Source organism: uncultured Methylobacterium sp. (assembly GCF_964251405.1).
Classification (GTDB): Bacteria; Pseudomonadota; Alphaproteobacteria; order Rhizobiales; family Beijerinckiaceae; genus Methylobacterium.
Genome location: NZ_CAXUJR010000114.1, coordinates 1 through 10,108, shown reverse-complemented (window position 1 = coordinate 10,108; position 10,108 = coordinate 1). Strand labels below are relative to the sequence as shown.

9 protein-coding genes and 1 pseudogene are annotated in these 10,108 nt (G+C 67.9%); 5 read left to right on the top strand and 5 right to left on the bottom strand.

Annotation, left to right across the window (positions count from 1 at the left end):
• Nucleotides 1-307, top strand: a pseudogene (locus tag ACFE7U_RS16020) (hypothetical protein); the annotation flags it as partial.
• Nucleotides 308-373: 66 nt separating this feature from the next.
• On the opposite strand, the gene ACFE7U_RS16015 reads toward ACFE7U_RS16020, so the two are convergent.
• The 5 genes from ACFE7U_RS16015 to ACFE7U_RS15995 all read right to left on the bottom strand — a co-directional run bounded on the left by ACFE7U_RS16015 (nucleotide 374) and on the right by ACFE7U_RS15995 (nucleotide 4,345).
• Entirely contained in the window at nucleotides 374-694 is a 321-nt protein-coding gene (locus tag ACFE7U_RS16015; RefSeq protein ID WP_375410714.1) for an HPr family phosphocarrier protein, read from the bottom strand.
• A gap of 92 nt (nucleotides 695-786) precedes the next feature.
• A complete protein-coding gene (locus ACFE7U_RS16010; RefSeq protein WP_375410715.1) occupies nucleotides 787-1,188 on the bottom strand; it encodes a PTS sugar transporter subunit IIA in 402 nt (133 codons plus the stop codon).
• Nucleotides 1,189-1,312: 124 nt separating this feature from the next.
• Nucleotides 1,313-1,825 carry an HPr kinase/phosphorylase gene (locus tag ACFE7U_RS16005; protein ID WP_375410713.1) on the bottom strand — a complete coding sequence of 171 codons (513 nt, stop codon included), beginning with the start codon at nucleotides 1,823-1,825 and terminating at the stop codon, nucleotides 1,313-1,315.
• Between the two features lie 10 nt (nucleotides 1,826-1,835).
• Nucleotides 1,836-3,596, bottom strand: a complete 1,761-nt coding sequence (locus ACFE7U_RS16000; RefSeq protein ID WP_375410712.1) for a stimulus-sensing domain-containing protein — start codon at nucleotides 3,594-3,596, stop codon at nucleotides 1,836-1,838.
• A gap of 38 nt (nucleotides 3,597-3,634) precedes the next feature.
• Complete coding sequence (locus tag ACFE7U_RS15995) at nucleotides 3,635-4,345, bottom strand: response regulator transcription factor (protein ID WP_375410711.1); 711 nt, start codon at nucleotides 4,343-4,345, stop codon at nucleotides 3,635-3,637.
• A 282-nt stretch (nucleotides 4,346-4,627) separates the two neighbouring features.
• Between ACFE7U_RS15995 and ACFE7U_RS15990 the strand changes: the two genes are divergently transcribed.
• The 4 genes from ACFE7U_RS15990 to ACFE7U_RS15975 form a co-directional block, all read left to right on the top strand.
• Complete coding sequence (locus ACFE7U_RS15990) at nucleotides 4,628-5,428, top strand: HugZ family protein (protein WP_375410710.1); 801 nt, start codon at nucleotides 4,628-4,630, stop codon at nucleotides 5,426-5,428.
• Between the two features lie 128 nt (nucleotides 5,429-5,556).
• Nucleotides 5,557-7,659, top strand: a complete 2,103-nt coding sequence (locus ACFE7U_RS15985) for a response regulator (protein WP_375410709.1) — start codon at nucleotides 5,557-5,559, stop codon at nucleotides 7,657-7,659.
• A gap of 285 nt (nucleotides 7,660-7,944) precedes the next feature.
• Nucleotides 7,945-9,750 (top strand): translation elongation factor 4, encoded by a 1,806-nt coding sequence (lepA, locus tag ACFE7U_RS15980; protein ID WP_375410708.1) that lies wholly within the window; start codon nucleotides 7,945-7,947, stop codon nucleotides 9,748-9,750.
• A 108-nt stretch (nucleotides 9,751-9,858) separates the two neighbouring features.
• The coding region (locus ACFE7U_RS15975) for a hypothetical protein (RefSeq protein ID WP_375410707.1) at nucleotides 9,859-10,108 on the top strand (250 nt) is incomplete at its 3' end.

Sequence of the window (10,108 nt, the reverse complement as noted above, 5' to 3'; positions counted from 1 at the left end):
CACCACCGAGCGGATCGTCGAACCCGGCCGCATCCGAGATGCCGTGGAGGACTACCTGACCCTCGACGCGAGGGTCTCTCCGCAACCGATCCTCGACGACCCCTCACAATCGGCCATGATCCGGGTCGTCATGCGATTGTTCGCGCAGAGGCGGCAGGCCACAGCAGAGGTCGTTCGTCGTGCCGACGCGGTCGTCGCCGTCCGGCTACGTCTCGGCCATGGACCGCATGGGACGGTGTGGAAGCAGGTTCAGGATCGGCAGGGCGGCGAGCGCATCGCGCCGGTCGATAACCGCATCACCGGTTGAGATCCCCTTGTCGGCCCGGAGGCCGGCCTTCGGCGATGGACGGCACGAAGGCCGGGGCGCTCCGGTCTATTCGTCCTCGCCGAAGCGATTGGCGAGGAGGGCAACGATGGCGTCCATGCAGGCCTGCGCATCGGTGCCGGCGGCCGTGACCGCGATGGACGTGCCCTGCGCGGCGCCCAGCGTCAGCAGACCCATGATCGAGCGGCCGCCTACGGTCTCGCCCGACCGCGTCACCGTCACCTGCGCATCGAAGCGCTCGACGGTCTGAACGAACTTGGCGGAAGCGCGGGCGTGGAGGCCACGGCGGTTGATGACCGGAACCAACTTGAGCAGGCCGCCGTCCGGTACGGGCGGAAGGTCATCCTCGGCCTCGAAGGTCTCGCTCATCTAAGCCGGCCGTTCCCTCGGTCTGCAACGCCATCACGGCGTCGTCCTTGTCTTGCAACCGTGGTTAAGCCGTTCCGCCATCCGGCGAAAGCCTATTTTCCTGCAAGAACGCGCGAGGCGACGTTGATGTACTTCCGTCCGGCTTCCTGGGCGTGGAGCACCGCGTCCCCGAGGGATTCCTCGTCGCGGACGCTGGCGAGCTTGATCAGCATGGGCAGATTGATGCCGGCGACCACTTCGACGAGGCCGCCGCTCATACATGACAGGGCAAGGTTCGACGGCGTACCGCCGAACATGTCGGTCAGCACGACGACGCCGTTGCCGGTGTTCACGCGGCCGACCGCCGACATGATGTCGAGGCGGCGAGTCTCCATGTCGTCGTCAGGGCCGATCGTGATCGTCTCGATCTGCTTCTGAGGTCCGACGACATGCTCGAGAGCGGCCTTGAACTCCGTCGCAAGCAGCCCGTGCGTGACGAGCACCATTCCAATCATCGACGCGTGTTCCAGCGCTCTAAGGGGTCGCTGCCATTTTGTGCAGCGCACTGGTGTGCGCAAGGCAGTCGCGACGTTTTGCACGGCACAACGTCATGATCATGCCATGGTGAGAGTGCTGACGCTATGGGTCACGCGTTCGCCGAGGCGCGAGAACCGCTGGGTGCGTCTGCGCCGCAACGCACCCCGCTTGGCCCGCGAGTTCGTCGAAGACGATCCGCTGCGCCGACCCTCCTTCCAGTTGAGACCTGCCGAAGGTCAGGCAGGGCAGCCCGATCCCGAGGATCGTGGCGGTTTCGCATGTGGGTTCGGGACAGCGCGTCCTCTCGGCGACGAGGTCGATCACGAGGCGAATCACGGCTGCGCCGTGGGTCGTCGCCGCTCGGCGGATGCCGTGTCCGCGGATTTCGACGAGACCCGCCACCGCCGGATGTCCCCTCGCGACGAGCCGGCCGTGACGCTGTTGCAGCCTGGTCCGGTCATCGGCGACGAGACCGGCATGGAATCCTTCAGACGCTGCCCGGTCGAGGAGGGCTAGGGCGAGGCTCGACTTGCCGCTTCCCGATTTGCCACGGATCAGCACTCCGGCTTCGTGCAGGATAAGGCAGGTGGCGTGGATTGTCTCGCCCGCCGGCATCGGCCGGGCCTCAGCGAATCGCAGGCAGGCGGACGATGAAGCGGGCGCCGCGCACGGTGGGCTCGCCTTCCTCATCGGCCGGGCCGGGCCGGTTCTCGGCGCGAATCGTGCCGCGATGGGCCTGGACGATCTGGCGCGAGATCGAGAGGCCGAGGCCAGAGTTCTGGCCGAACCCCTGCTCCGGGCGGTCCGTGTAGAAGCGCTCGAAGATCCGCTCCAGGGCGTCCTGCGGGATGCCCGGCCCCTCGTCCTCGATGATCATCTCAATGTCGTTCTTGAGACGGCGCAGGGCGACCCGGACCTTGGCGTCGGGCGGAGAGAACGAGCGGGCGTTGTCGAGGAGGTTGTTGATGACCTGGCCCAGCCGGCTGTCGTGGCCGAAGATCATGAACGGTGCCTCGACCTCGCCGGCCGGGTTCTCGATGTCGAACTGGACCTGCGCGTCCTTCGCGCGCCGCCGCTCGTTGGCCACCGACACCACCGTGGTGAGGAGCTTGCGCAGGTCGACCCGGCGCGCCTCGGCCCTTGCGAGCTCGGCATCGAGGCGGGAGGCATCGGAGATGTCGCTGATCAGGCGGTCGAGGCGCTTCACGTCATGCTGGATGATCGCGAGCAGCCGCCCGCGCGCCTCGTCGCTGCGGGCCAGAGGAAGCGTCTCGACGGCGCTGCGCAGGGACGTGAGCGGGTTCTTCAGCTCGTGGCTGACATCCGCCGCAAAACTCTCGATCGCATCGATGCGCCGGTAGAGCGCCTGGGTCATCTCGCGCAGGGCTCCCGAGAGGTGTCCGATCTCGTCGGTACGGCTGGTGAAGTCCGGGATCTCCTCGCGCGACTTGATCCCGAGCCTCACCTTCTCGGCCGCGTCGGCGAGGCGGCGCACCGGCCCGGCAATGGCGCCGGCGAGCAGGATGGAGAGCACCAGCATCACGAGGGCGGCGACGAGGAAGACCTGGAGCAGGCCGAAGCGCTCGGAGGCGATGACGCGGTCGATGTCTCCCCCTTGCGTCGAGAGCATCAGGGCGCCCCGCACCGTCCCGCCGCGCTGGATCGGCACCGCCACGGACACGATCGTCTCGGTGGCCGGGTTGCGCCGCACGACCGTGCCGCGGGCGCCCCCCAGGGCGACCTGGACCTCCTTGAGGGTCCTGCCGTTGCTCGGGCCGGCCTCCTCGGCATTGGGCGGACGGTCGCCCGGACGGTTTCCGAAGATCCGCGACTGGACCAAGTCGTAGGCCTGTTCGAGGACGTTGCGCTTCCGCCGGGGCTGGATGTCCTCGCGCCCGGCATCGCCGCGCGCCGACAGCGTGCGCGTGTCGAACAGGAGCCCGCCATCCTGGTCGTAGACACGGGCACGGTTGCCTGTCGGCGTCACGAGGCGACGCAGGAGCGGCGCGACCCGCTCCGGATTGAGGGAGAAGGCGAGCGGCGAGGGATCGTCCTCGCGGGAGGCGCCCAGTTCGCCGGCCTGGAGCTGAAGCAGCTTGTCGGGGTCGATGCGGATCGTGTCGGTGTCGACGGAGGCCGATGAGGCGATGGCGCCGGCGATGATCTCGCCTTGGATCAGCAGGCTCTGGACCCGGGCCTGGATCAGCCCCTGCCGGAATTGGTTCAGGTAGAGGAAGCCGAACAGGAGGGCGATGAGGCCGACCAGATTCAGCACGACGATGCGGCGCGTCAGGCTCGACGACGCCCGCTGGCCGAGGCCGCGCCAGAGAGCCCGCGGCCAGGTCAGGAGACCGCGTGGCCGCTTGTCGTCGTCGGAAGTGGCCACGATGGTCCGGGTCGATCGGGTGGAGGTCGGGTCGAGCCTCAGCTCTCCTTGAAGCGGTAGCCGACGCCGTACAGGGTTTCGATCATGTCGAAGTTCGTGTCCACAACCTTGAACTTCTTGCGCAGGCGCTTGATGTGGCTGTCGATGGTCCGGTCGTCGACGTAGACTTGGTCGTCGTAGGCCGCGTCCATGAGGGCGTTGCGGCTCTTCACGACGCCGGGACGATGGGCCAGCGCCTGCAGGATCAGGAACTCGGTGACGGTCAGGGTGACGGGCTCCTGCTTCCAGGTGCAGGTGTGCCGCTCGGGATCCATCATCAGCAGGCCGCGCTCGAGACTGCGGGCGGCCGCATCGGCCTCGCGGGCGGCGGCACCGGGGCCATCCTTGGGCGCGAACCGGCGAAGCACCGCCTTGACGCGCTCCACCAGCAGGCGCTGCGAGAACGGCTTATGGATGAAGTCGTCCGCACCCATCTTGAGGCCGAACAGCTCGTCGATCTCCTCGTCCTTCGAGGTCAGGAAGATCACGGGCAGATCCGATTTCTGGCGCAGGCGGCGCAGCAGCTCCATGCCGTCCATGCGCGGCATCTTGATGTCGAAGATGGCGAGGTCGGGGGGAGAGTGCTTGAGGCCGTCCAGGGCGGAGGCCCCGTCCGTATAGGTCTGGATCCGGTACCCTTCCGTTTCCAGGGCGATCGAAACGGAGGTGAGAATGTTGCGGTCGTCGTCCACGAGGGCGATGGTCGGCATGGCGTTCCCTATTGCTCGGATGCGACCCACGGGCTTGACGCCCGCGCCTCCGCATCCGGCCCCTTCGAGGAGGGCTGGCAAAAACGCGGTCGCGACCATATCCGAGCCAGGCCGCATTCGCGCGGAGAGTCACCCCGTGTAGCGGGTGCGTTCGAAAAAAGCGAGCGCGGGTGGTAGCTTGGCCGTAACCGGCGAAGAGGTCGCGGTGCCTTGCCCTCGTTGCGCGCGCATCGCCCGGTCTATGGTGGCGCGAGCCGACATGCGCATAAGGAGCCTTCGCCGATGGCCAGCGACGAGACCTCGACCACGCCCCCCGCCGAGCCCCGCCGCGGCCCCGCCCAGCCGTTGCCCGCCTCCGAAGCGCCCTTCGACGCGATCGGTCTGGCCCGGCACCTGCTGCGCACGGTCCGCTCGGGCGCGCTCGCGACCCTCGACCCGGAGGATGGAACGCCGTTCGCCTCGCTGGTGACCATCGCCACCGATGTCGACGGCACGCCGCTGATGCTGCTCTCGCGCCTGTCGGGCCACACCCGCAACCTCCTGAAGGACTCGCGCGCCTCGCTCCTGTTCAGCGCCGGTGGGAAGGGCGACCCCCTGGCGCATCCAAGACTGACCGTGACGGGACTGGTGACCCAGGTCGGCGAGCCGCGCGTCCGCGAGCGCTTCATCGCCCGCCATCCGAAGGCGAAGCTCTATGCCGATTTCCCGGATTTCGGGTTCTTCGCCCTCGCGCCTAAGGCCGGGCACCTCAACGGAGGGTTCGCGAAGGCCGCGACCCTGACGAGGGACGAGCTCCTGCTCGACCTGTCGGGCTGCGAAGCCCTCGTCGCCGGGGAGGCCGGGGCGATCGCCCATATGAACGCCGACCACGCCGATGCTCTCGGCCTCTACGCGGCCGACGCCACCGCCAACTGGCGCCTCACCGGTCTCGACCCCGAGGGCATGGACCTGCTGGCCGGCGACCGCAGCCACCGCGTCGCCTACCCCAGCCCGGTCAGCGACATGGGCGCCCTGCGCAAGATCCTGGTCGAGATGGCGGCCGCCGGTCGAGAGACGGCTGGGTCGTCCGGCGAGCCCGCCTGAGACCTGAATTCGCTACGCATTCGAAACGACTGAGCGATATTCTGATTGTAACGGCCACGACCGGTGCGGCCTGTGCGGGCAGTCTGAATCCTATGAGTGCCGTCGATCTTCGCTCGCTCGTGAGAACCGTGCTTCTTTCCATCAGGACATCGCTCACCGGGCTCGGTACCTTCGCCGCGTCCCGCCTCGGCATCGCACCCGCCGCCCCAACCTCGGCCGAGACGGCGCGCGGGCGCATGACCGCCATCGTGGGGCCAGGCGCCGCGTCCGATCTGACTGCGATCGCCGAGACGACCCGGCGCGACCCTCTGTCGGCCTCGATGACGTCCGAGCGCAGCCGGATGCCGGAGGGTGACGACGATGCCGGCGGCGAGGCCTTCCACCGCCTCATCGCCGAGACGATGTCGGACGTCGTCATCGTGCGGCGTGGCGATGAAGCGCCGATCCACGTCTCGCCCTCCCTGAGACGGCTCCTCGGGCTCGACCCGGCGGAATTCCGCTTGCGCGAACGGGTCCATCCGCAGGACCTCACGGCTCTGGACGCCCTCGACGCAGGCATCGGGCCGTCGAAGCCGAGCACCGTCCTGACCATCCGGATACGGCATGCCGACGGACGCTGGATCTGGGTCGAGGCGGTCAACGACCATCTGGCGATGCCCGGGGCGCCCGCGATCATCTCGACGCTGCGCGACGTCACCGACCGGCGCCACCACGCCGACGAACTCCGCATGGCCCGCGATGCGGCCGAGCTCGCCCAGGCGCGCGCCGAGAGCACGACGCGCGCGAAATCCGAGTTCATCGGCCTGATGAGCCACGAGATCCGTACGCCGCTCACCGCCATCCGCGGCTTCATCGATCTCCTCGGCGACGGCGAACCCCTGAGCCCCCAGCAGCGCCGCCACCTCAGGCTCGTCGAGGCGTCGACCGAGACGCTCCTCGTGGCGGTGGACGACATCCTCGATTACGCGAGATCCGAGACCGGCGACCTGCGGATCGAGGCGCGCAGCTTCGCACTCGCACCCATGATCACCGCCGTCGCCGACCTCATCCGGCCGGCCGCGGCGGGCAAGGACGTGGCTCTCGACCTCAGCCTCGGCCGAGCCCTGCCGGAACTCGTCATCGGCGACGAACGGCGTCTGCGCCAGATCCTCCTGAACCTTCTCAACGATGCCGTCGGGATCGCCCGCGCCGGCAAGGTCGCCCTGTCGATCCAGGGCGCGCGCCTTGGGCAGGCGACCGGAACGCTGCGCTTTGCCATCACCGCCACGGTCCCCGACGACCGGGCCGTCGCCTATCAGCCGCGCACCGCTCAGATCGACGGCAGCGGCCTCGGGCTGACGGTGGCTCAACGACTCGTCGGCCTTATGGGCGGCCGGATCGACCGTGCGACCCGCCCCGGCGAGGCCACCGCCTACCGGTTCTCGGTGGTGCTGCCGGAAGCGCGCCCCGCCGGGATCGTCACCGTCGCCGAACACGCCATGACCCGTTCCGCCCGGGTCCTCGTGGCCGAGGACAACGCCATCGATGGGGAGGTGGTGATCGCCATGCTGGAGCGGGCCGGCTGCATCGTCGACCTCGTCGGCAACGGCAATGCGGCCCTCGAGGCCGTGCAGGTGCGGAGCTACGACCTCGTGCTCATGGACGTGCTGATGCCCGTGATGGATGGAATGACCGCCACACGCCGCATTCGTGCCCTCCAGCATCCCTGCCGGTGCGTGCCGATCGTCGCCGTGAGCGCCGACGTGATGCCGCACCGGGTGCGCGCCTTCCTCGATGCCGGCATGAACGCCCACGTCGCCAAGCCGTTCGACCGCGGGACCCTCGCCGACGCCGTCGCGCGGCAGCTCTCGACCGTCGTGCTGCTCGACACCGGCGAGGAGGGATCGCGGCCCGCGCGGCCTGCCGTGTTCGACCGCGCCTGCTACGATGGCTTGCGCAGCGAACTCGGCGTCGATGCGGCCCAGGGAACCCTGCGCGCCTTCATCGCCCTTCTGCAGAGCGGCGACGGCGACAGCGTCATCAGGGAGGCGTCCACCATCGCGGTCGGCGCCGAACGCCTCGGCTTCCTCGACCTGGCCAACGCCTATGGCAGGCTCGCGCTCGCCGACGGCCCCGAAACGGCGGCCGCCCAGCGCAGGTGCCGCATCGCGCGCGACCTCGCGCAACGCACCTTCGACGAACTCACCTGCCTCGAACGCCCCGACGTCTCGCAACACGTCGCACTGCTCTGAGGGCGGCGCGAAGAGCGCCACGCGGAGCGGGCCATTCGCGACATCCGTCCCGAAAGGCATCGAGCGGAGCGAAAGCCTAAGCCCGCGGACGCGGGCGCCGGCGATTGAGGCCGCCAAAAACCCGGGCGATCGCTTTCAGGCGATCGCCATGGCGCGACTCCGCCGTCGCTTGGCGCTGGCGGGCGGCGCTGCTATCTGCGCGCTAGATCCCACAAGCCGACAGACCGTGCGCCGGGCCCTCGCCTCAAGCCGACGGGCCGCGCCGCGCCGGAGAGCCAATCCTCGATGACGACATCCTCGATCGACAACATCCGCAACTTCTCGATCGTCGCCCATATCGACCACGGCAAGTCGACGCTCGCCGACCGGCTGATCCAGACAACCGGAACTGTGGCGTTGCGCGACATGAGCGAGCAGATGCTCGACTCGATGGACATCGAGAAGGAGCGCGGCATCACCATCAAGGCGCAGACCGTGCGCCTCGAATACCGCGCCGAGGACGGCAAGGACTACATCCTCAACCTGATGGACACCCCCGGCCACGTCGACTTCGCCTACGAGGTGTCGCGTTCGCTCGCCGCCTGCGAGGGCTCGCTGCTGGTGGTGGACGCCTCGCAAGGGGTCGAGGCGCAGACGCTCGCCAACGTCTACCAGGCGCTCGACGCCAACCACGAGATCGTGCCCGTCCTCAACAAGATCGACCTGCCGGCGGCCGAGCCCGAGCGGATCCGGGCGCAGATCGAGGAGGTCATCGGCATCGACGCCTCCGAGGCCGTGGCGATTTCGGCCAAGAGCGGGCTCAACATCGAGGCGGTGCTGGAGGCCATCGTCACCCGCCTGCCGGCCCCGAAGGGCGACCGGGACGCCCCCCTCAAGGCGCTGCTGGTCGACAGCTGGTACGACGTCTATCTCGGCGTCGTCGTGCTGGTTCGCATCATCGACGGCGTGCTCAAGAAGGGCATGAACATCCGCATGATGCGGGCCGACGCGGTCCACGGCGTCGACAAGATCGGCGTGTTCCGCCCGAAGATGGCCGATATCGGCGAGCTCGGACCCGGCGAGGTCGGCTTCTTTACCGGCTCGATCAAGGAGGTCGCCGATACACGCGTCGGCGACACACTGACGGAAGACAAGCGTCCCTGCAAGGAGATGCTGCCGGGCTTCAAGGACGTGCAGTCGGTGGTGTTCTGCGGGTTGTTCCCCGTGGATGCGGCCGAGTTCGAGACCCTGCGCAGCGCCATGAGCAAGCTCCGGCTCAACGATGCGAGTTTCTCGTACGAGATGGAGACGAGCGCTGCGCTCGGCTTCGGCTTCCGCTGCGGATTCCTCGGCCTGCTCCACCTCGAGATCATCCAGGAGCGTTTGGAGCGCGAGTTCAACCTCGACCTGATCTCCACGGCCCCGAGCGTGGTCTACCGCCTCGCCATGACCGACGGGTCTGTGAAAGAACTGCACAACCCGGCCGACATGCCCGACGTGATGAAGATCACGGCGATCGAGGAGCCGTGGATCCGCGCCACCATCCTGACTCCGGACGAACATCTGGGCGGCGTGCTCAAGCTCTGCCAGGACCGGCGCGGCACCCAGGTCGATCTCAACTACGTGGGAAAACGCGCCATGGTCGTCTACGACCTGCCGCTCAACGAGGTCGTGTTCGATTTCTACGACCGTCTGAAGTCGATCTCGAAAGGCTACGCCAGCTTCGACTATCACATCTCCGACTACCGCGAGGGCGACCTCGTGAAGATGTCGATCCTCGTCAACGCCGAGCCGGTCGACGCCCTCTCGATGCTGGTTCACCGCTCCCGCGCCGAGCACCGCGGCCGCGCCATGTGCGAGAAGCTGAAGGACCTAATCCCGCGCCACCTCTTCCAGATCCCGATCCAGGCGGCGCTCGGCGGAAAGATCATCGCCCGCGAGACCATCAAGGCGCTCTCCAAGGACGTGACGGCCAAGTGCTACGGCGGGGACATCTCTCGCAAGCGCAAGCTCCTCGACAAGCAGAAGGAGGGCAAGAAGAAGATGCGCCAGTTCGGCCGGGTCGAGATCCCGCAGGAAGCGTTCATCGCGGCGCTGAAGATGGACGATTGAGGGCAATCCCTGCGGTGGGCATGCACCATGAAACCACTTCATTGCAATTTATGGATTGAAGTAAAACTCTAGGTATCCTTATCTGCCCTGCGACGAGCAGGGACAGACATGCCGATTGCCGATGACGATCTCGAAGCCGTGGTTGCCGAGCTGGCGAGTCGCCCTGGGCATGAGAAGGTCCGGACCCTCCTCCATCGTCTGCTGACGGACGCGCTGGGCGCGCGAAGCGAGCAGATCGCCTTCGAGCGCAGGATACCGGAGGTGAACGGCCGGATGGACGCGCTCCTCGGGCGCACGGTCATCGAGATCAAGGCCGACCTGCGCCGCGAAGGGCAGGCCGCTCAAGCCCAGCTCACCC

Coding starts and splice junctions, on each gene's coding strand:
- lepA (WP_375410708.1), top strand. CDS start 7,945: ATGACGACATCCTCGATCGACAACATCCGCAACTTCTCGATCGTCGCC.
- ACFE7U_RS15990 (WP_375410710.1), top strand. CDS start 4,628: ATGGCCAGCGACGAGACCTCGACCACGCCCCCCGCCGAGCCCCGCCGC.
- ACFE7U_RS16010 (WP_375410715.1), bottom strand. CDS start 1,188: ATGATTGGAATGGTGCTCGTCACGCACGGGCTGCTTGCGACGGAGTTC.
- ACFE7U_RS16015 (WP_375410714.1), bottom strand. CDS start 694: ATGAGCGAGACCTTCGAGGCCGAGGATGACCTTCCGCCCGTACCGGAC.
- ACFE7U_RS15995 (WP_375410711.1), bottom strand. CDS start 4,345: ATGCCGACCATCGCCCTCGTGGACGACGACCGCAACATTCTCACCTCC.
- ACFE7U_RS16005 (WP_375410713.1), bottom strand. CDS start 1,825: ATGCCGGCGGGCGAGACAATCCACGCCACCTGCCTTATCCTGCACGAA.